The sequence below is a fragment of the Puia sp. P3 genome, assembly GCF_050632245.1.
Taxonomy (GTDB): Bacteria; Bacteroidota; Bacteroidia; order Chitinophagales; family Chitinophagaceae; genus Puia.
In genome coordinates this window covers 2,158,388-2,180,685 of record NZ_CP192583.1, presented here as the reverse complement: position 1 = coordinate 2,180,685, position 22,298 = coordinate 2,158,388, and the positions used below count along the sequence as shown (strand labels likewise).

The following is a 22,298-nucleotide window of genomic DNA, read 5'->3' as shown; positions in this document are numbered from 1 at the left end:
TCCTACTCTGCTAAACTTTTTTTGAAAAGGACAACAAGAATCCGTTATTTTCATGGACATTCTACATCTACCATTGAGCTCTGCCACTGAAGACATAACACTATGGGAATCCTTCCGGAAAGGTGACAGGGATGCGTTCGCAGCGCTGTTCCGGTCGCACTATGAGACACTGTACCGCTTTGGCAGCAAGTTCACTGCGGACAGCGAACTCCTCGAGGACACGATTCAGGAGCTGTTTATCGAGGTATGGCAGGCCAAGTCCACTTCACCCATCCTTTCGGTAAAGGCCTATCTGCTTAAAGCGCTAAAATACAAACTATTAAAAGCTTTTCGGAAGTCCGGCAGGCTGCTGCCGCTATACGACAGCGACGTCAATTTCGAGTTTAGTCACGAAACCCTGCTGATCGCCGAACAGGAAAGCGCCGAAAGGAAGAGGAAGGTGCTCGAAGCCCTTCAAAAGCTGTCGCACCGTCAGCGGGAGATCATCTACCTCAAATACTATCAGAACCTCAGCTATGAAGAGGTCAGCGAGATCATGAACATCAACTACCAGGTCGCGCGGAATTTATTATACCAGGCGATCAAGTCCCTGAAATCAATTCTGGCGGGGACGATGGAGCTCTTTTTACTCTTTCTTTAGCATTTCACACAAACGTTTGATTACAATTTTTTAATCGCCGACACCGGTAATAAGCAAAATTGACATTAATTTCGCTGCACTACCGGCCTTCACCGGTGGTGAAACATTTAATCTAAAACAGTTGATCTATGAGCATGGTAGACTCATTCGAAAAAATTCCGGTTAAGATCTTTGGTTCTCTGGGAGAAGGCTCTCGTTTTATTGGCAAAGAGATTGCGTCGCTGATACGCGAAAAAGACGCGAAAGGCGAAAAGACGGTTTTAGGACTCGCAACGGGGTCTTCGCCCAAGTCTCTGTATTCCGAACTGGTAAGACTGCACCGGGAAGAAAAGCTCAGCTTTAAGAATGTGATCACCTTCAATCTGGATGAGTACTACCCCATAGAAAACGACGCGTTGCAGAGCTACAACCGCTTCATGAAAGAGCAGCTCTTCAGCAAAATAGACATCGACCCGGCCAATTGTCATATTCCCAACGGCCAGTGGAAGAAAGAAGACATCAAGAAACACTGCGTGGAATACGAAGAGATGATCGACAAAGCCGGTGGTATCGACCTCCAGATACTCGGCATCGGCAACAACGGCCATATCGGGTTCAACGAACCTGGCTCGAGCATCTACTCCCATACCCGCCTCGTGCCGCTCGACAACTCTACGCGCATCGCCAATTCGCACGAATTCCAGAATATGTCACAGGTTCCGCGCCTGGCCATCTCGATGGGCATCAGCACGATCATGAAGGCCCGCAGGATTGTCCTGATGGCCTGGGGACAGATCAAGGCCCCCGTGATCCAGAAGGCGGTGGAAGGCAATGTCACCGAACAGATACCCGCCTCCCTGCTGCAACAGCACAACGACGTGACCTTTGTCCTCGACGACGTAGCCGCCTCCGAGCTGACCCGTTTCAAGTCACCCTGGCTGTCGGGCGAGATCGAATGGACTCCGGCGATGATCCGCAAGGCCGTTGTCAATATGGCCCTCAGACTCCAAAAGCCAATTTTGAGCCTTACCAACGGCGACTACAACGACAGCGGCCTTAGCGACCTGCTGGTGGAAAAAGGCGACGCTTATGAGATCAACCTGCAGGTCTTCTATATGCTGAGGGACAGCATCACCGGCTGGCCCGGCGGCAAGCCCGGCTCGAACCTGCCGACGCATCCCGAGCGGTCGGAGCCCTTCCCCAAACGCTGTCTGATCTTCTCTCCGCACCCGGACGACGACATTATCTCGATGGGCGGGACGTTCATGCGGCTGCACGACCAGGGCCACGACGTGCACGTAGCCTACCAGACCTCGGGGAATATCGCGGTGACCGATGAATTCGTTACCCGCTACCTCGATTTTGCGGTAGGCTTTGAAGTGCTGTCAGGCATCGACAGTCAGAAGTCTTCGCAGATTCTCAAACAGGCAACGACCTATCTGAAGAATAAAAAGCCGAGCGACATCGATACTCCGGAGATCAGGTCTATCAAGGGGCTGATCCGCCGCGGCGAGGCGAAGGCTACCTGTCGCTACGTCGGCATCAGGGACGAGAATATCCACTACATGAACCTGCCTTTTTACGAGACGGGCACCATCGAGAAGAAGCCGATGGGCGAAGAGGACGTGGTACTCACCGTCGAGCTACTGCGCAAGCTAAAGCCCCAGCAGATATTCTGCGCCGGCGACCTGGCCGATCCGCACGGGACGCACAAAGTGTGTCTGGATGTAGTTTTTGAATCGCTGAGAAGGCTGAAAGAGGCCGGCGACGACTGGCTCAAAAACTGCTGGCTCTGGCTCTACAAGGGCGCCTGGCAGGAGTGGGATATCAGCGAGATCGAAATGGCCATCCCGATGAGCCCCGACCAGGTGCTCAAGAAACGTTTCGGAATCTTTATCCACCAGTCCCAAAAAGACATGGTTCCCTTCCAGGGCAGCGACAGCCGCGAGTTCTGGCAGAGGGCCGAGGACCGGAATGCCAATACCGCGAACTTATATGCGCAGTTGGGATTGACCAAATATGCCGCAATGGAAGCCTTCGTTCGGTGGCATTATTAACCCGCACGTTAACCGGTCATTAAATTTGCGTTAACTATTTTAAAGTGTATTTTTGTAGCATTCGATTTATGCCACAGAATACTACACTTATCACTGTCAAGGAAGAATGGGCCAGCGCCTGGCAGCTGCCGGCGTTCCGTACCAAAGTAATGGCCGGTATGGCTGTTATCATCTCCATTCTTTCCTTGTTTCCGATATTTTTCCAGACAATCGAGCTGAGGCAGGGGATCGTACTGAACGATCCCCTGTTGCGTTTACTCCCGCCCCATAATGTATCCCCTGGCGCTTTTCATCATCATCTGGTCCATTACGCTGTTGGCCGTATTCCGTGCGGCGCAGACCCCGGCCATGTTCGTCACCTTTCTTTGGGCCTATATCTTTCTATCCCTTTTCCGGACGATGACGATCACGCTGGTCCCCCTGGACCCGCCTGCGGGGCTGATCGCACTGAAGGATCCGCTGAGCAATTTCTTTTACGGGGATAAGTTTGTGACGAAGGACCTGTTCTTCTCGGGGCATACCTCTACCGTCTTCCTGCTGTACTTCACGATACCCGGCAAGACGGACAAGAAGCTGGCGCTGCTGGCAACCGCCTGTGTAGGCTTCCTGCTGCTGGTACACCACGTGCATTACACGCTGGATGTGCTCGGCGGGCTGGTATTTGCCTGGATTGCCTGGCAGCTGGCGCGCCGGACGATCGTCCGGGATTTTGATGGGTATACGTACTAGAAGGCCGATAGCCCCTGTCCGCGGTCCTGCGCTAAAACGCTTCTCCTATCTGTAAATAAAACCCGCTGGAATGGCCATTGGCGATGCCATAGTCGAGCCGGAGGTTTAGCTTCTCCGCCTGATTCAGCGCGACGCGCAACCCTCCCCCGAAGGAGTATTTCAGGCACTTAAGGTTGACGTCTTCCAGCCGCGGCCCCACATTGCCGATCCCGCCAAAGCCGACGGCGCCGAAGCGCCAGAATAGCGGCACCCGGTACTCGGCCTGGACGATCGCTGCGTTCTTGTCGCGGAAACGGCCGGCGTAATATCCCCTGAGGTTGTTGGCGCCGCCGATATAGGCCAGGCTGCGCAGCGGGGTCTCACCGGAATTAAAGCTACCGAAAGCCTGGAGGGCCAGCACTTGCTTCTTATAGATGCGGAAGTAGCGTCGGACGTCAAAAACATAGTTAGTATACTGGTAGTCAGACCCCAGCGCCGACGCGAAATGGTCGAACCAGAACTGCAGCATCGACCCGTGGTCCGGCGAGAAAGCGTTGTTTCGGGTGTCGTAGGTGAAGCTGAGGCCAAGACCCGAGACGTGATAGCCATAGCGGCCGGCGACATTGTCCAGATCAAATAGCTTCCCTTTCGCATATTCTACGTCGAAAACGCGTTGATACTCATGGACAATGCCCAAAAAAAGACGTCGTCCGACGCGCAGCTGGGGGTGCAGGTAGATATAATACTGCTTGTATTTATAAGATTCCCTGGCGGTATCGGGTGCGCGCTTGCCGAGGCCCCAGAAATTGTCGGGGAAGCTGCTGTAGGAGAACTGTTCGTTGATGATAAACCGTTCGCCGGGGAAATAGATGGAACCATTTAGCGCTACTACAAATTGCTTGCGGGTTGTATACAGCGCCAGAGCCTGGGCGTTAGAGGTTCGCGTTGCGGTATCGTGGCTTTTGAGGTGAAAGGTGGCGGCGCTGACCACGCCAAACGACCAGCCGGTCTCTATCGACCTGGCAATGATTGGCAAAACGAGAACATGCCGTATATTTGCCGGACTTTTTATCGGCAAGTGGCAGTTTTTCCACCGGAACCGTGTGGAGACTGTCATTTTGGGCTTTAACGCCCAATGAAGTAAAAATAAGGCAACAAAGCCCAAGAAAATAGATAAATTGTACTTTTCTGAACGAATGAGAGGGCAATGTTGTATATTATTTATTAATGTCCGTCGATAAAACGAGGCAAATTAACGTTGAAAATTCTAATTTTCTTACATTTGATGTTTAATGAAGAATTCACAATTTGTTAAAATTCAATTAACCCAATATTTTAAGGCTATGGAGCTGGAAAGGGATGCGACCCTTCCTTTTCTAAAATAAAGCTAGCATTTATGAAAAAATTCGAATGTCCCGATTTTGTCCTCGGAGATAAGATAACAGAAGAACAATTCAACTTTTTCGACAAGTACGGCGTGATCATTTTTAAGAATGTACTGAATTCGGAGACCGTTCAATTATTCATATCTGAGCTGAACAGGATTGAAAAACAATGGCTGGATGAAGGCCGCGACAAGATCAACGGTATTCCGTTGAAATTTGGCAAGGACGAGCATGGCAACAAGATGATCCAGCGGATGTGTTTTCTCTCACTTTACAGCGAGCCTCTGCACGAGTTGCTGCAGGATCCGCGCATTCAGGCGCTTACGGCCCTGCTTGCTCCCTACGAGGGGCGCATCAGCGAGAACGAGAAGGACGGACTCATCCTCAATCACTATGTCCGGATGCCGGAAAGCAATTTCACGCAGATGGGCTGGCACACTGACAGCCCCCGCGACCTCTTCCTCGGCCAGAAGATCATGCCGATGCTGAACGTGGGCATTCACCTGGACGACACTCCGTTCGAGAACGGCGGTCTGCGGGTATTGCCGGGCACCCACAAACAGGGTATCCTGCGTCTTCTGTTCGGTAAGAAATATTTTATCGACAACAATCCTGACCGCCGCGAGATCGGCTTTGATCTTCACCCCGGCGACCTTACCGTGCACGATGGCCGCATCTGGCACAGGGCCCAGCAGTCTCCCCTCTATGGTGAGGCCAGCCGCCGTCGCGTAATGTATGTCCCCATCATCACCGGCAAGTACCAGCCAAAGGATGCTAACAGCAAGACCCCTTTCTACCACCGCCTTGCTGCACGAGTGCAGAACTAGAACTAACCAGACCCCATATGATATTTCGGAGGCCGCTTTAATGCGGCCTCTTTTTTATCGCAACCTCACTATCTTCGCCGCATGGAAGGATACGCACTCATTACCGGCGCCAGTAAGGGCATCGGCAAAGCCATCGCCACCGCGCTGGCCTCCAAAGGATTCAACGTCTTGCTGGTCGCTCGCTCCGAGCCCCTGCTCGAAAAGGCCGCCACGGAGATCACTTCGCGTTTTCGCGTTAAAGCCGACTGGCTGGCCCTCGACCTCTCCCACCCCACCGCCCCGCAGAACGTCTACGACTGGTGCCGAGCCAAAGGCTATACCGTAGCCGCTCTTGTCAACAATGCCGGCTACGGCCTCAGCGGCCCTTTTGAAAAATATACGCTCGAAGAGTCCTGGAATATGATGCAGCTGAATATGCAGACCATGGTCGGCCTGACGCGTCTTTTCCTGCCCTCGCTGCAGGCTTTGGACAGGGGGTATATCATGAATATCGCGTCGTCCGCCGCCTACCAGGCCGTGCCGAAACTGAGCCTCTACGCCGCTACAAAGGCCTTTGTCCTCGCCTTTAGCCGCGGCCTCCATCAGGAGCTGGCCAGGGGTCCCGTCACCGTCACCGTCGTCAGCCCTGGCGCCACCGACACCGACTTCCCCAACCGCGCCCAATTGGGCGAAAAAGGCATGAAAGCCGCCGCGAAGTTCAATATGTCACCCGAGGCTGTGGCGGGTAGCGCTGTCCAGTCGATGCTGTCCGGCAAGACCGAGGTCATCACGGGATTTATCAATAAGTTGGGCGCGGCTATGGCGTGGCTGCTGCCGAAGGGGATGGTGGAGAAGACGGCGATGAAGATCTATGAGTAACGCTGCCCCTCGGGCCGCGACTGACTCATTCTAAACTTTTGTAAAGGATTTGTTCCTTTTTATATTTTTCGCCGTATATTTGCAGCCCCTTAAGGGGAAGTCAACGAGTCACTAGAGGCCCTGTAGCTCAATTGAATAGAGCATTTGACTACGGATCAAAAGGTTTCAGGTTTGAATCCTGACAGGGTCACAGAAAATCAAGCACTTAGAAAAATATTTCTAGGTGCTTTTTTGTTTTTTGCACAGAAATCGTGTGCAAATTGGTTGATCTATCGGTAATCAATAAGTGAAGAAAAAGTAACGGCGCTGCGTATATGGTTGATATTTATTCACTTCACTGAAGTCGCTCAGGAAACAGAGAAGTTAAGATAGATTCATCCGGGTTAAAATGAATTAAGTGTGACCAAAACCTTTTGATTCCAAATCATACAAGATCTTACGCCAAGCCAAAAGACACGCCCCACGTTAGATACCACGGTCATGATCACCTGTCCAGGCCCATCGACATTATGGACATTTGCGAGCTGGCCGGCCAACCGGCAAGATTCGGCACAATGTCCTAGATATCGTATCTTGCTGATGACCAAATGCACTTATGTACCGAGCTAAGAAAGTTTTTGTTATTGCGATAGATGGCTATAGCAGCGTACACTGCCAGCCCCTCGACAACCCCGTCGCGGATGGTCGCCGCTTGACAAAAGTTCTCCAAGAACGCTATGGATTTGCCATAGCCAGAGACCCCCTCTTCAACGAGGATGCAACTCGGGAAAACATTGAAGAGGCTCTTTTCGCCATAGCGGCGGAAAGCTATGAGGAGGATGTATTGGTAATCTTTTTCGCCGGTCACGGTGGCCAGGAAGATGTGAGGAAAACAGGTTTTTGGTATACGATTGACGCCCAGGACCCCGCCAAAAAGCAGAAACTTCTTTGGAATTCTGGAATTCTACAGGCAATGGCCCTGATGAAATTCAAACATATTCTTCTAATTTCCGACTCGTGCTATTCCGGCACCTTCATTACCCGGACCCCGGCACTGCCCCAACCCTCCAGCTTGGAGGAGGCGGATGCCCTGGAATCGCGGTGGGTGTTCGTATCCGGCGGGGAAGAGACTGTAAAGGATGGCCACGCTGGCAAAGGCAGCCCTTTCATGAGTAGCATTTGTAAGTTCCTGGAAACCAATAAAAAAGCACGTTTCCCAGCAACCGAACTTTTCTCATCTGTTAAAAGTGATTTCAGTAGCCCCGAAGCCCAGAGCCCCGATGCGGCCCCGCTGTCGGGCGTGGGACACAACGGCGGCATCTTACTTTTTGAGACAACTGATCCGACACTCGAGGAAAAAGCCGGCGAGCTTACCACAGCCTTCCCGCTTCCTCCTGGTCCACCGCTTGGCCCTTATATTGAGCGTACGCTATCTCCCAAGGACGCCAATCAACGTATAACTTCGTTCTTTGGGCTCGAAACCGATAGGAAGAAGATCACTGATCTTATCGAATACGAAAACCGGTTTGTGGTGTTAGGCAATGCCGGCTCAGGCAAATCACGCGAGCTGCTTCGCCTTCGAGAACGCCTCAACGAATCCGGCGGGCGTTTTCTGCCTGTTTATAAGCGCTTCAACACCTACGTCGACCAACAAATCTCCCACTTTCTTCCCAAGGGATGGGAAGACGTGGACCCATACATGGCCGTCTTTCTCCTCGACGGTCTGGACGAGGTGCAGCCCCAATATTTCGGCAATGCTGTCCGAAGTTTGGAGGACTTTGTCACCAATCATCCCCACTCCAAATTCATCATCACCTGTCGGAACAATTTCTATGAGCTACCCGAGCGCAACTTCTCCGGCACCCTAAATAGTTTCTCAGTCTACGAGTTGAACGATATCTCCTTATTGGACATAAAAAAATATGTAACTGATGTGAAAGGGCTCGATGGCAGTCTCTTTCTTATCGAAGCCCAGCGCCATCGTTTGCTAGATCTTGTACAAAAACCTTTCTTTTTAGAAATTCTGTTACAATATTTTCAGGAGCATGGCAATCTCACGCACAAGCGAAGCGCCATTATCGAAGGGGCTTTAATGGCACAGCTCGCTTCCAATCGCCAGCGCCTGAATTCGACAGAGCACGGCAGAATACTTGATAATGACACCGCGCTCGGCATGCTGCAAAAAATTGGTTTTATCATGGAGCAGATGGGGAGGAACTATCTTTCCGATCAGGAACTGCGAGCATTATTTCCCATATACGAAGACCGCGAACTTGTAAAGGAACTACCTACGTTTTTTCATGACGATGAGCAGCACCGCTGGCAGTTCGAGCATAATAATACCCAGGAATATCTCGCCGCTAGTGTCCTAAGACAATTGCCATTCGACAATGTGCTTAAACTGATCACTATTCCAGGTACAAATGCAATTAAACCCAGTTGGACCAACACCCTTTCCTTCTTTATCAGCATTGGAGAGGACAATATAGTAATGGCCCTGCTTACTTGGCTGGTTCAACATCAAAGTGCGTTTATCTTCCGCCTTGAAGCCGAAAGAATACCCGAAGAAATCAGAATACAGGTTGCCTTGGAGATCATCCAGAGCTACGCAAAGGAAAATATTTGGATCTCCTCAACCCTGTTTACCGAGGAGGACATCGCCCGCATCGGGGCTTTCCCTGACGTAATTCATCACCTACAGCGCGACCTTGATAGTCCCGATACAACCATTACGGTTAAAATGAATGCATTCCGGATACTGCGATACATGAACTACGACCGTTTCCCAACAGAGAAAAAAACGTTCAATGACAGTCTACTTCTCTTAGTCAGAAAAGAGGATACGCCGAACCATCTAAAATATTCAGCTTTGAACACATTGGGGAGCCTTCAAATGTTGAATCCAGACGAGATCAATTCCTTGGTCATTCAATACAAAAATAATATCAATGCATATATTCGAGCAGGTCTCTACTCCTTAATAATTACAACAAAGCATATCGATGATTACGTGGACATCTTCCTCGATGGCCTCGATATCAACACAATAACGACCCCAACCGGCACCAGAAGTTCAGTTACCCTAATGAATGAATCGATACGTCTAGTGGATGGACTTGCGGGGATAGCTACCGCCGATAGCGCAATCAAGGTATTGAAACGGTTTGGCAAACCCGGTTCCTGGCGCCATTTGAGTCGGGATGACAACAAAGCCATTTTAGAGAACATCGTAAACATCGCTATCGTTTCTTACCAAACGCAGAGCACTATTTTTAACGAACTGCTCAATGCGACCATCGAAAGTGCAAAAACTTTCGACCACGACAATTGTGTACGACTATCTCGATTTTTCACAGCCACAGGAACCGCCTATGAAGCCATTCTTCAGGTCCTTTCTCAATCCACGGATTTCGTCAGCGGAGAATTGCTCGCACTACTACTTGAGCCCAGCACTATACAATATATAATGGACCAATATCTAAACGATTTGCTCACGGAGGCACAAATTCGGCAAATCCACGCTGCCCTTATATGGCATAAACGGAGTTATGGTAAAGAAGGAGACTTGCTCGACGAATTCGAGGACGCCTTCCAAAAATCTTCAGGCATCCATTTAAAGCAACCTTCTGTCCCCGCGTGGCCCCAAATACCAAAGAAAGATCCTCAGGCCAATGTAAATCTGTTGTTCAACCGTACACGATTCAAAGAAGGAGTAACATCCTATTATCGACGCATTGGAAAGAACGCGATTTCGTGGGATGAAGTTGTCACATCCAGGGCTAAGCATCGAGACGATTTTTCAGCAGACAGCCCGGTGTTCACCTTCTTCTCCGATTACTTCCATTCCCAAATTTCATACGACCAGGAAGAAACTCTGAGATCGGTGGATACCCCCGCGTTCGACAACTGGGCTATGCAGCAAGTCTACCGAATACTAGAAGAATCGTCAGATTCTTCGGTTACAATTAATGCAGAACAGCAAGAAAGAATCTCTGAATGGGTTTTACGTACGCTTGATAACCGTGACCTCGGTCGCGCAATTGCTTGCTCAGACGGAATTGTCCGAGTGCTATGGCATTTTATTCTTAAGTTCCATATCGACGCCCCAACCGAAAAGCTGCTTCCTTTCACATTATATTATGACTTTAAGGTCAAAGTGAACCTTGGTGACATCGGCACCATTGATGAACTCGAGAAATTAGTCAGCAAAGAGACGCTATTTGAAACAATAACAGCAAATCTTCTGACAAAATCGCTTCCCGCCTTGCAATGGCTAAACAATGCCTCCTATGCCATTAAGCATCGGCTATCGCAAACCTACCCTCTTATAACGGAGTATCTTGTGGCTACACCGGACTTCGATTACAAATACCAAGAGCTATTGGAACTATGGGCGGCTAAAGAGGAAGTGGCAAATATTGATACCGTCGCAAAGACAGCCGTCAATATATCTATTCGGCTTTCTGCTCTTTCGGTAATGGCAAAAGCGTCCAAGCAAAATTCTGTAACGGCATCCATTTTGGCCGGCATAGTTGACGACACATCCGTGGAATTGATCCATAGACTCGAAGCGGCCAAGCAACTAATACGGCTAAATGATGCTCGAGGAGTAGCTTTTATTGCTCAGCAGATAGAAAACAGTAGTTCAAAAGCTGGCCATCATAACTTCGAATTAATTCATTCAATCGCTCGCATTAAGTCGCTCGATGCATTGCCTTACCTACTCCAACTAATTGCCGTTGCGCTCCGCCCAGCAATTAGGTCTCAGGATGAAATTGGCTATTTCTTCAGTCAACTCCTTGACGGGCTGTTCAATATTGGCATCCAATCAAAGGAGGCATTGGATCAAGTTACGACCAAAGTGACAGCTTTTATTGTTGAAAATGAAAATACGCTTGTCGACCTGGAAGTATTGAAAGTCAACCTTCGCAGGTTGCATGAACAATTTCATGCTGCTCACGTCCAGCCGATGACGTTGCTGGAAGCCGTTGCCCGATATGAAGAAATCAGATAGGTGCCAGACAGCTTGGCGGACGGCCACGTTCCCTTCTATGTAATTTTCAATTTGAGAATGTCCTTTTTAATTTGCTAAGCGGTCTCTTATAGAAATTCTCATCATCATATTCGACTCCGAACAAAATTCGATAAACGTCCTTCTCCGTCAACTTACTATCCAACAACTTCCCTAAATCCTTCAAGTATTTCCTATTGTATTTTCTCTGCAAAAAATCCAAATCAGCTAACTCTGACTGATGATGTCCATAAATCTCAGCTATTCGCATTGCCTCTAACGTTGGTTCAATTCGATCATCCTTAGTCTTGATGCGTACATTAAATGTTCCGAGGCCCTTCTTATAAACAACTTCGAATTTATACAACTTCGTTATATTCAAATCAACGTAGGGGTGAATATTTTTCTTCAAAGTAAATATAGCATCGTGTTTAACAGAGCTATTGCAAGACGAACAAGACGGTATCAGATTATAAAATGAAAGTGATAATATTGGATATTCCACCTGAGGAAACCAATGATCCAATGTAGGCCGTATTATTTTGGTTCCCTTGGCATCCATTACTGTTGAAGTATAAAGCCTGTTACAGTAAATACAAGTCTCAATTCCTAAATTGCTACACAAGTCATAGGCATTATATTTATCATTGTCTTTGCCAGAAAACCATTCATAGTTAAATATCTTTTCGATTTCATTGCGGACTTTACCGGGAATCTTTTTGCTTCGACCTATAATCCTTCTATTTAATTGCAATAGCTCCGCAGGTCGGCCTTCTATAACTTTCAGTATATCTATCCGATTTAAAATCTTTCGAACTTTTGCGCTAATATTTGCTTTCCGGATTCCGCCGGTACATATTGGACACAATTTATCGTTGCAGATCGACCTCGAATTTCGACCATTCAATTTAATTCGAACATAACAAGTAATACGCTTGACGTGAATCATCTTTGCGTGTTGGACTTGAGGGGAGTGATCATCTATAGATAGCATAGTTATAGGAGTTCTTCAGGATTGATATTATTTTTACGCATCATCTGCAAAATATTGTCCTTGACTAAGGCATGCTCATCAATGTCCGTATTAACAGGAAAAGCCGCATTAAACATGTTGATCATTCTTGCCTTGATAACGGGCTCTCCTACCACTCCGATAAGATTGTCCAAGTATCTTTGAGCATTATTAGAAATCCATTCTTCAATCTTATCAAGTTGCTCCCACTTCTCAAATTCCACAAGCTTTTGCCGATAGAAAAATCGCTCCTTTTCCAATTTTTCCGCTATTAGTGTCTTTAAGGGAGCAGGCTCCGATTCATACGTCTTATTGAGATTTTTAATATCATTATTCACTTTAATATAGTTAAGCAAAATGATTCCATACTCAATTTTCTTTTGCGCAAAAGCACCCAGACATCCATTTTCCATAAAAAAATCATCGGTCAGCAGGTCATGTATATTCGCGGCAAAAGTATTATATTCATTTTCATTTTGCACTATATCCCCACTCTTCAATTTAAGAATTTTTCTTTCCTGAATGTCAGATAATATAAACGGAGAATGCGTGGAAAATACAATATGAATTCCGTAAAGCTGGGTCTCCATCTTAGACAAAGCCTCCAACATTTTCCGAACAAAAAGGCGCTGCATATTAGGATGGAAATAAAGCTCAGTCTCATCAAGCAATACAGTTACGTAGTTATACCTATACTGTTCGTCGACGGACTCCAGATTCCGCAAATGGTATACAATGGTGCTTAAAACGCTCACCATTTGGTATTCCCCTGAGCTGGCTTTAGAAAAGCTACTCTTATCATCATCATCCAAATAAAAGTCCAGCTTAAAAATTGGCGGCGGCAATAGCTGCGCTAAATCTATCTGCGCTTTCGGATTTGAAAGAATAATTCCGTTAATGAGTTTTGCGTACCTATCCAACTCTATAGGCTCCCGCATCTTTACCGATCTGATCAAAAATCTTTTTAATTGCGGGAATTTCAAATAATTTACTGCTTGCTTGAACTTTACTGTAACATGACTGGGATCATCTTTTATTTCTTGCAGAAGCTTATAAACCTTCTTGGCCAGTTCAAGTTCCGGCCTGCCACCGGAACTTCCCGTTTTACTATACCTATTCACCTCCGATATCAATTCAATTATTTCACTCTTATACTCCTTAATATACCTATCATATCTCTCGATAATAGCCAACATTTTGTAAACTATGTAATATTCTAAATCTGTATCGTCCCTTTCGACTACAGAATTCACTCCAAAGACCCCATAAACCTGGTCCATTATAAGGCGAATTATCTTAGCATTTTTATAAGTTCGTCTCTCTGCCTCTTCCCTTTTTTTACCATTATTGCTTTTTCCATATGCCACGGAAAAATATTTCAAAACTTTCCCATTATCAATATATCGAAAACTTTCCTCCGGCATATCTGGATTATGCAATTCGAGTAAATTCAGCAAAAGTCTTATGTTGAGTAGATCACGTTGATTATTAACTGCTATCTCGCCTTCTGTCCGCTTCGGATTAATAACCACTGGAGTAACATAGCCGTCATTCTTATGAGACAGTGGCGTTACCCAATCAATTTTATAGTCATTGCTATTTAAAGCGTAGTGAGAATAATTAACTAATATGGAATAAAAGAAAACCTTGAAAAGGTCGCTTATAGCCACCGGATCCTTTTCAAGCTGATAGGTTAAGTGGCCTCCTTTCTCAACCCGGCCAAATCGATAAATAAGAGATTTTTTCCCAAAAGTCACTTTGTACAAGGTATCGGCGTGCCAATATACCTCAAAGTTCAATTTACCAATTGGTTTATACTCACTCGCATCTAAATAGCCGAACTGAATAGATAAATTATACACTCCCATCAGCATTAAATCTAGCAAGGTACTCTTCCCCGATCCGTTCTTTCCAACGATCGCAGAAATATTTACCTTCAGTTCTCTAAGATTATACAAAGATTCTGCCTCTGCGGGATTAAAAAGAAATGACTCTAACGGCCTCTTAGTTGAGGTATTTAATTGTTGCGGAATGACGACGCGGTCAAGAGGGTAATACGTGTATGATTTTAGGATTTTATGCGCCTCTTTATTACGGCCTAAGGTTCTAAGGCCAACCAACCTGAATTCGATATCTATAATTCTATTATCGCTATTCCTGCTCAAATAGCTGCTAGGAAATTTTTGTTTAAAAGCATTAAAGTCATAAGAAAAGTAATAGGATTCCCACGCCAATTGTACATAGTTATCTAACTCAGCGTTGTTCAATAAACTATTATATAATTCAAAAGTCAATCCAGTATTAACAGGCACATACCCCGCGCGTTCCAAGTATAACCGGGTATTTTTATCAAGCGGCAAAAATGTCCTACTATCAACCCAGAACAAAAACATGGTAAATACCGGAATTTGTATTCCCTCCCAACTTTTGGCATTCCTCCAAAGGTCCGGCGTTATAGCAGATTTACCAATTTTCATTACTTCATCAAAGCTTTTCCATATCTGCATCTGCTCACTCACATTTCTTATCCTTTGCACCTTCAAAGGCATTACGGCGGGACAACCTTCAAAACTAATATTCTTCCAAGATTTATTTCTTAAATCCAGCAGTGACGCTATGATATTTATGATTTCTGTTCGAATGTCATTTTTCTGTCTCGACCTACTAAAACTCAAAAATAGCTGAATTGGATCCACCGAACGCACGCGAAGCTCTCTCGAATTCTCAAGCCACAAATTATATTTCCGAAAAGCCGGTGCACTATTGAGTAACTCAAAAAGTCGACTCCCTGACTCGTCGGCATAGCGTTGGTAGAATTTATGCAATTGGCGGGCTAGTCGTGTGTATACAACGTTCCATTTTGCTGAATTGACCGATTTTCCCATAAAAACTAATATAAAGAATCATTCGATTAGTTTTTTATGCGTGCCAACAAATGTCGATGATTTAGCCAAAAATGGGTGTTTTAACGGGGGATAATGTTGAAACTAAGTGAATTTTTCCTCCGGCCGGGGTATAAGTCCCGTTTGGTCGTTGAACAACGCCATCTGGAGTTAGAGTTTGGTATTTTTAGCACTGGAGGGTGAACTACTTGTAAACATTCGATAGGGCCGAGTCGATACATAATTCACTCAAAAATCTCTATCAAATATCTCTCGTCTTCATCAACTGCCTCCAAATCGGAATCCAACCGATTAGCTATGGCATTCCGTTCCCAGGAGCTCATTTTTTTATTCAGGTTATTATTCGAATTGCCCATATCCCATTGTGCGGTCTGGCGCAGCTTTCGCGCAAGCGATTCCATTGCGTTAAGTAGGTTTTCCGCTATCGATGGTGAGATGCCCCATCCGTATTGAGACAGTGCCTGCACCGTGCATTGCTCGATCACCGCACTTGGCAGCGCCGGTGCAAATCTTTCCCGGTATATTTTCAACAACTTAATGATCTTTCGGGCAGCTGGCAAATTTCTTGTGATCGCCAATTGTTGTTTGATATTTACCTTCATGGAAGATCCGCGCTGCCAAAACCATTCAGGACGGACATAAAGGTTCAGTCGTCTGTCCCGTGGATAGTCCCCGATGGCCCGCCCCGGGATTATGTCCACATAAATGCTATCCTCACCACTGTCAAATGTCAATCCAATGGATCGGCGCTGTTTCGTAACGATCGCTTTTTCCGAAAACTCCGCCCTGATCCGATCGTAAGCATATTCATACATCTCCTCCAATGTTCCACAAGCATTCTTCGAGAATACGAGGATTATATCCAGATCGGACCCTGACAGGATGGCGGTGCGCTTGCGGAAAGACCCGGCTACTATTGGGTTTTCCATCAGGTCGTCGCCAAAAATCGACTTCAGCTTTGCTGAAACCCGGTCGCGGATTTCTAGCAACTGTCGTAAGAATCCAGGATCACTCTTCAGGTGTTCTTTCAACAAAACCGCTTCGAGATAAGTATCCGGGTCAAAAGGAAATTTCGCCTCTTCATAGCGGAGGTATTGATAGTAAACCCAACCCAATCCCGCACCGATGGTCGCCCCGGCCAGGCTGCTTTTCAGACCGCGTCCCCAGTCATAATTATCAAGGGTAAGTTCGACACCGTTGTCATGGCAGGTTGTCCGTTGGTTCACGAAATCATTCGCGAACAGGAGTGCACCGCCAAATACGGCGCAAGTCGACATATAACGTGATTTCCTTCTCATAAGCGTGTGTTAGTCCGGATGTTCACCTCCACCCATCCAAGTTCCGGTGATATGCCAATTCTCATAATGGTATAGCCACAGACTCGTCCAGGGCAGGATGGTTTCGGATATTAAATGATTGTATGTAAAATCCCCATAGATGGGGCGATGTAAACATAGGGTCCGGTCCGGATAATAAAGATGCGGAATCTTCTCTCCTTTAGCGTTCGAAACCAGCTGTGGCTTTAACACCTTTATGATGGGATTTTGCTTTAGTTCATAGGTAATTGATATGGTATATGGCTTACTACGCGATGTCGGTCGGGTTATACCGGTAGTCTTGAGCCTGTTAGACCAGGCAAGCGTTGTAAACTGAGGATACATATGCCGCAAGGCCGCCACCTGCTCCGCGATGGACTTGAATGGTATGTTGACTCCGTAAAGCATTATTCGCCAAAGAAGGTATTGGGTTTAATGGAAGCGGCCCCGGCGCCAAGTGCACTTAGCGTTCCGGTCGATCGCGTCGCCCCGAGCACACGCGATTTGCGCATTTGCTCAATTTGTTCAACCTGTCCGGTTTGCGCTTTTATAAATACTTCGTCGCCAAAGACGTTCCTTAGAATCTTGCTTTCAACGATCAGACCCTGCTCTTGCTTCAATTGTTGCCAGTTATCATATAAATGATCGACGAATTGCTTGAAGGCAATGTAGTACTCAGGAATTTGTTCCCATTTATCCGTGAAGTCTTCGGTGCGATTCACGGGATTGAAAACCTTCAGCCGGCCAATATTCGTTCGAATATTGTCGCGGAAGTTTGCTAACGATACCATCCCTGTATCAAAAATGCCATCCTGTCCCTCGTAGAGCAATCCGGCCAGCGTAGTCAATACTATGCTAGAGGTTTTATACCGATCGTCGTTCTGGAAATACAAATCTCTGTCACGCTTGATAAGTTGTACCGCACGCTGAAGAGGTTTTTCCTGGCAAAATTGTCGGCCGGCAGCTTGTTCCGCACGGAGCGCTTTCTCGAGCAGGCTCTCCTTCACCAGATTAGCCTGACCCAGAAACCAATCCGCATGCGCTCGGGGACTGCTACTGACCCATCTACCCAACTCATGGTCCGGCACCATGATCCTGTTCTCATCCCAATCGTTTTCCTGAATTCCCGGCAAGATGTCCATATGAAAATCACCTGCATAGTTTAACCGAAGACAGCGGTTCTTAGGCTCCAGCATGCCTTTGTACGTAGCGTGTTCTTCCAGCCGCCGTTTTAGCTCTTCGTAAATTCTTTTGGGGGTGTGCGTGTTCCATTTTGCTTTCAGATGGATCACTACATCAAGGTCGAATTCTTCCCGGCCGATCGGTTTGACGGTGGTTAAGATGCGGACGGACCCATGCGGATAGACATCGTAGCGATAGGGTTTGAAGAATTTCTCGTCGGCTTCAATCCAGTCCTTGCTTGCCTCATAATGCTGCTTCATTTTGGCCTTTCGGGTATCGTCCAATTGGAGATCCTCGGCCATCCGGTCCAGCAGATCATCGATCTGTGTCCGTTTCTCCTGTAATGTTATCATTGCGGTAAGATTTTAAAGCTGTGTGGCAGGATGACCCTGCCGTCATCAGTCCGACCTTTTTTATTTCCTCCGAGCTTGCAAAAAGTACCTCATCGCTCTTTTCGGCCAGCGCCCTGATCGCCTCTTCCTGCTCCTTGGTCTCCAGTCGCAGCTCGAATATGTCTGCATACCTGAACTCATCAATCGGCAAGGCCTTGGAGGGAATCTCAAGTTCCTCGTGCTTACCCAAAAAGACATAGGTCAAATGACGGAACGCCGCTTCGGGTAGAAGCCCCGGCACTATCAACTCCTCATTGAACTCCCTCGTTGGGTCGATCTCCCGGTTCTTGCGGCTGGCCAGCCACTGCAGGTAATTGACGAGATTCTTCCTTTTTTAATGACGATCCGTAGGTCATCCACGGTATCTTCGTCTCTCGGTACGAGGTTGCAAGGGTGATACCCAACTTGTTGAACAGGTCTCGGGTTTCTCCTTTATAATACTTATATGCCCCACCAACCGGTTGATAGCCAACCACATCCTTCTTATGCCGTTTGATCAGCAAATATTTTCCATTGTACTCAATTCGATATAAATAGGCAGTGGTCACCCTGATAGCCCGACGGGGATGAATGAATTGCATCTTCATCATCTTCCAATGCCCCCTGTTCTCCCATAGGTAACCCAGCAGTTCCAATACTCCAGCGAAAAAGGCCCCTATGGCGATCTTCTTCCAATCCCCATCATGCAAGAGTCCGAAAATCAGCCAGCCAACCGATCCCAGTATAAGACTAAAAACACCCTTACCGCTCATAACAATTAGTTTACAAATTTGGTTCAAATATCGTACCTTGTCAACCAATCATGTCAACTTTTCCTACTCTGCCATATTTGCACCCTTGACTGACATGATATTACTGATCACAAGCTGCTACCTGTCAGAGGCATAATAGTTGCATCGTTAACCATATTGATCCATCTTTGTCAACCAATACGCATTCTAATGACCGCCGAATCCAATAAGTCTACTGTAAATCAGCTCTTTGCCGAACGTTTCAAGTCCGCGCGGCTAATGAACGGGCTCTCGCTCCGGAGCTCTCGACCCGGCTCAAAAATCCGGTGTCCCGACAAGCGCTTCATAAATATGAGAAGGGAGAAGTTATTCCTGACAGCGAGATGATGAAGGACTTGACCGATGCCTTAGGTCTTAAACAAGATTATTTTTTCCGGGAATCACTTGTTGAACTCGGCCCGCTTGAGTTCCGAAAGTTAAAAGGGCTTCTGGCCAAAGAACAGAGCAGAATCATCGAGTTAACCAAAGATGTGCTTTCCCGTTATCTTGAACTGGAAGAGATTCTCGGGATGGAAAGTGGTTTTATAAACCCGCTCGCCGGGAGAAAAGTGATCAGCACTTTCGAAGAGGTGGAGAAGGCAGCCGCAGATCTTCGAAAGGCACTCGGAAACTGGGCGCGGATCCTATCTACAACACCATCGAACTGCTGGAAGACAACCACATTAAGGTGATTGAGGTTAATTCCGAGATGATGCATTCGACGGCATGCAGACACTGGGTAAATGGAAGTATACCGGTCATTGTCATTAATATGAGCCGCGTAAGGGCACCTGACCGAATACGGTTCACCGTACTTCATGAACTGGGCCATCTCTTGCTCCCCCTTCATTCTTTAGCTGAAAAGGAAAAAGGAACGTCTTTGTCACCAATTTGCGGCGGCCGTCCTGTTTCCCAAGGAAGCGGCAGAAAACGAAATGGGCAAAAATCGGAAGAAGTTGTTCATCCAGGAATTGGGGGCTTTAAAGCAACAATATGGGGTCTCCATACAAGCGTTGATCTATAGAGCCAATGACCTTGGAATTGTTTCTGCCGCTTACTTAAAACAATTCATGATGATCATGGCCTACAATCACTGGAAGGTAAACGAGCCCATCCAATACGAGGGTTCTGAAAAGTCAAATCGGTTCAGGCAACTCATTTTCCGGGCATTGGCTGAAGAGCTTATTTCCATCGACAAGGCGGCAGCACTAAGTAATCAATCTTTGATCGAATTCCGGAAACAAATCACCGTGGTCGAATGAGAATTGCCATTACCGATGCCTGCATATTTATCGATCTGTACGAGCTAGACTTGACGGCGAGCTTTTTCTTGCTGTCTTTAGACTTACATACCTCTCTGGATGTTTTCAACGAGTTGTATCCACATCAACAGCAGTTGCTAAAAGCTTATCAATCTGTTAACAAGCTGACCGTACACAACCTCTCCATGCAGGATCGGCAGCAAATTGCAAATTCCCCTTATCCCAAAAGTCTGTCTTTTAACGATAAAACGGTACTCTATCTAGCCGAACGGCTTAATGCAATAGTCATCAGCAGTGACAAGGCAGTGAGAAATTTCGCAAAAACAAATCGATCGAAATTCATGGAATGTTGTGGATCTTTGACAGACTCGTCGAAGCGGGAGTTTGGCACCGGTCGATGCATCCGCCAAACTAACGCATCTTATCATGACAAATTCTATCTATCAGAACAATGCTCAGCTGATCTCAGAGCTGCATAAACGTTTGAAGCAATGGACCTCTCACTAGTATCACGATTGCATGCCCATAAGTAAAGCGCCCTAAGAATTGTGCGATTTATGCCAAATGCGCCCAACCACTATATTTTATCTCTTAAACGCCGTCAATTTGCTTGCAAACTCCTTCTTCACCTCCATTTCAAAGCTATCCAAGTGATTTTCAGTAGTCCGCAAATCAGCATGCCCCAACGCCTCCTGAATATATTCCATACTCGCCCCTGACCGCTTTAGAACGGTCGAAAATGTATGTCTGGCCACATATGTAGTAACATTCTTATCGATGCCAAGCCGCTTTACAATCTCCCTCATCCACTTATTAACGAAACTAACAAACAATTGAACGAGCTCATATTTTCGCAGCGGTGTTTCTCCTGGTGTCAGAATTGGGAAGACATAGCTATCGGGATCTTTGCACTTACTGCCCCAGCGATCCATAATCAATTTCATGTCTTCTGTAATGATGACCGTAATAACTTTCGGATCAGATCTCATCGCTCTCTCCGTCTTTGCCCTTTCAAATGCCAGCATTTCGCCATGAATGTCTTTGTTTCTAAGAAGCGCAATATCCTTGATGTTCATTCCATTACCAAAATAACAAAATAACCAGAAATCCCTGGCTCGTTCCTCACTTGGATTAGAACGGTCACATTGATAATAATAAATCTTCTCAACATCCGCCAAAGACAAGGCCTTCTTAACATTTCTGCCCTTGGGAATCTGATATTTCCTTCGGCCGAAGGGATAACATTTCTCTTTCCTGATAATCCCTGCAGCATTAGCTTCGTTGAAAAGGCACTTAAGAGGCCGGAGGTAAATTCCAACCGTAGCCTTAGAAAGATTTTGGCTTAGGATCCATTGTTCATATCTTGTCAGATATGTCGGCGTAATATCAGAAAATCGTTCGGGGAGTTGAAATTTACTTAAAGAGGAATAACTTGCATGGTAGCTGACTGCCGTACTGATCCGTCCTTCTTGTAACAGCTGCTGAATGTATTTCAAGTATTCAAATGCAACTGTGTTCGTCGATTTAATACCTTCCTTTAAAATCGAAAATTTGGTATAAAAGGGGCTGTAATCAAATTCGTTGATAATGGATTGTTGATCTTTAGGAACTTTGTAATCGAGTAACCTATTTTGAGATACAAATTCCCTTTCAAATTCGGAAAGAACAAATCGGTCCATTTGTCGTGCGAAGCTTTTGGCTTCGCTCTCAATATCGTTAATCTGATCCCTGATTTTTTCAAACTCAGCCGAAATCCGCTTCGCGGTCAACTTACCAAAGTCCTCTTTTGTTAGGTCAAAGGCCGTCGAGTAGTATTTCACTTTGCCTTGGTAATTGACCCGCAACTTAACCGGGTATTTGTTTGCTTTCTTCGCGCGTCGCCCATCCAGGACGATAGAGATTCGTACTAGCATACTGATATTCTTAAGGTTTTCAATACCTCTTCCGGGAATTTGCACCCAATTTGCACCTAAACACCCGTTAAAATTCAGAGTGGGAAGGTGCTACTGAGTTAATG

At 46.6% G+C, this 22,298-nt stretch carries 16 protein-coding genes and 1 tRNA gene; 10 read left to right on the top strand and 7 right to left on the bottom strand.

What is annotated here, in order from left to right; translation table 11 throughout:
- Positions 1-73: 73 nt before the first annotated feature.
- The 3 genes from ACQ86N_RS13050 to ACQ86N_RS13040 all read left to right on the top strand — a co-directional run bounded on the left by ACQ86N_RS13050 (position 74) and on the right by ACQ86N_RS13040 (position 3,405).
- Positions 74-640, top strand: a complete 567-nt coding sequence (locus ACQ86N_RS13050; protein WP_431215529.1) for an RNA polymerase sigma factor — start codon at positions 74-76, stop codon at positions 638-640.
- A 128-nt stretch (positions 641-768) separates the two neighbouring features.
- On the top strand, positions 769-2,676 hold the full coding sequence (nagB, locus tag ACQ86N_RS13045; RefSeq protein ID WP_431215528.1) for a glucosamine-6-phosphate deaminase: 1,908 nt from the start codon (positions 769-771) through the stop codon (positions 2,674-2,676).
- A gap of 270 nt (positions 2,677-2,946) precedes the next feature.
- Positions 2,947-3,405 (top strand): phosphatase PAP2-related protein, encoded by a 459-nt coding sequence (locus tag ACQ86N_RS13040; protein WP_431215527.1) that lies wholly within the window; start codon positions 2,947-2,949, stop codon positions 3,403-3,405.
- Between the two features lie 31 nt (positions 3,406-3,436).
- Here ACQ86N_RS13040 and ACQ86N_RS13035 read toward each other — a convergent pair whose 3' ends face one another.
- Positions 3,437-4,420, bottom strand: a complete 984-nt coding sequence (locus ACQ86N_RS13035) for a BamA/TamA family outer membrane protein (protein WP_431215526.1) — start codon at positions 4,418-4,420, stop codon at positions 3,437-3,439.
- Between the two features lie 360 nt (positions 4,421-4,780).
- Here ACQ86N_RS13035 and ACQ86N_RS13030 point away from each other — a divergent pair, with 360 nt between their 5' ends.
- From ACQ86N_RS13030 to ACQ86N_RS13015, 4 genes are all read left to right on the top strand, one after another.
- Positions 4,781-5,596 (top strand): phytanoyl-CoA dioxygenase family protein, encoded by an 816-nt coding sequence (locus ACQ86N_RS13030; protein ID WP_431215525.1) that lies wholly within the window; start codon positions 4,781-4,783, stop codon positions 5,594-5,596.
- A gap of 81 nt (positions 5,597-5,677) precedes the next feature.
- Complete coding sequence (locus ACQ86N_RS13025; protein ID WP_431215524.1) at positions 5,678-6,454, top strand: SDR family NAD(P)-dependent oxidoreductase; 777 nt, start codon at positions 5,678-5,680, stop codon at positions 6,452-6,454.
- 116 nt (positions 6,455-6,570) lie between these two features.
- Positions 6,571-6,644: transfer RNA gene (locus tag ACQ86N_RS13020), tRNA-Arg, on the top strand.
- Between the two features lie 405 nt (positions 6,645-7,049).
- Complete coding sequence (locus tag ACQ86N_RS13015; protein ID WP_431215523.1) at positions 7,050-11,447, top strand: caspase family protein; 4,398 nt, start codon at positions 7,050-7,052, stop codon at positions 11,445-11,447.
- Positions 11,448-12,440: 993 nt separating this feature from the next.
- Here ACQ86N_RS13015 and ACQ86N_RS13010 read toward each other — a convergent pair.
- The 5 genes from ACQ86N_RS13010 to ACQ86N_RS12990 all read right to left on the bottom strand — a co-directional run bounded on the left by ACQ86N_RS13010 (position 12,441) and on the right by ACQ86N_RS12990 (position 19,001).
- Positions 12,441-15,341 carry an AAA family ATPase gene (locus ACQ86N_RS13010; RefSeq protein ID WP_431215522.1) on the bottom strand — a complete coding sequence of 967 codons (2,901 nt, stop codon included), beginning with the start codon at positions 15,339-15,341 and terminating at the stop codon, positions 12,441-12,443.
- Positions 15,342-15,583: 242 nt separating this feature from the next.
- Positions 15,584-16,657, bottom strand: a complete 1,074-nt coding sequence (locus tag ACQ86N_RS13005; RefSeq protein WP_431215521.1) for a hypothetical protein — start codon at positions 16,655-16,657, stop codon at positions 15,584-15,586.
- Positions 16,658-17,082: 425 nt separating this feature from the next.
- Positions 17,083-18,210, bottom strand: a complete 1,128-nt coding sequence (locus ACQ86N_RS13000; RefSeq protein ID WP_431215520.1) for a nucleotidyltransferase domain-containing protein — start codon at positions 18,208-18,210, stop codon at positions 17,083-17,085.
- Positions 18,173-18,526, bottom strand: coding sequence for a hypothetical protein (locus ACQ86N_RS12995; RefSeq protein ID WP_431217388.1), 354 nt, complete (start codon positions 18,524-18,526; stop codon positions 18,173-18,175). Before ACQ86N_RS12995 ends, ACQ86N_RS13000 begins: the two co-directional genes overlap by 38 nt.
- Positions 18,501-19,001, bottom strand: a complete 501-nt coding sequence (locus ACQ86N_RS12990; protein WP_431215519.1) for a hypothetical protein — start codon at positions 18,999-19,001, stop codon at positions 18,501-18,503. Before ACQ86N_RS12990 ends, ACQ86N_RS12995 begins: the two co-directional genes overlap by 26 nt.
- Before the next feature lie 305 nt (positions 19,002-19,306).
- Here ACQ86N_RS12990 and ACQ86N_RS12985 point away from each other — a divergent pair, with 305 nt between their 5' ends.
- The 3 genes from ACQ86N_RS12985 to ACQ86N_RS12975 all read left to right on the top strand — a co-directional run bounded on the left by ACQ86N_RS12985 (position 19,307) and on the right by ACQ86N_RS12975 (position 20,760).
- Positions 19,307-19,711 carry a hypothetical protein gene (locus tag ACQ86N_RS12985; protein ID WP_431215518.1) on the top strand — a complete coding sequence of 135 codons (405 nt, stop codon included), beginning with the start codon at positions 19,307-19,309 and terminating at the stop codon, positions 19,709-19,711.
- Positions 19,712-19,975: 264 nt separating this feature from the next.
- Positions 19,976-20,281, top strand: a complete 306-nt coding sequence (locus ACQ86N_RS12980) for an ImmA/IrrE family metallo-endopeptidase (RefSeq protein ID WP_431215517.1) — start codon at positions 19,976-19,978, stop codon at positions 20,279-20,281.
- A complete protein-coding gene (locus ACQ86N_RS12975; RefSeq protein WP_431215516.1) occupies positions 20,278-20,760 on the top strand; it encodes a hypothetical protein in 483 nt (160 codons plus the stop codon). Before ACQ86N_RS12980 ends, ACQ86N_RS12975 begins: the two co-directional genes overlap by 4 nt.
- Before the next feature lie 105 nt (positions 20,761-20,865).
- Here ACQ86N_RS12975 and ACQ86N_RS12970 read toward each other — a convergent pair whose 3' ends face one another.
- Positions 20,866-22,194 (bottom strand): phage integrase SAM-like domain-containing protein, encoded by a 1,329-nt coding sequence (locus ACQ86N_RS12970; protein ID WP_431215515.1) that lies wholly within the window; start codon positions 22,192-22,194, stop codon positions 20,866-20,868.
- Between the last annotated feature and the right edge of the window lie 104 nt (positions 22,195-22,298).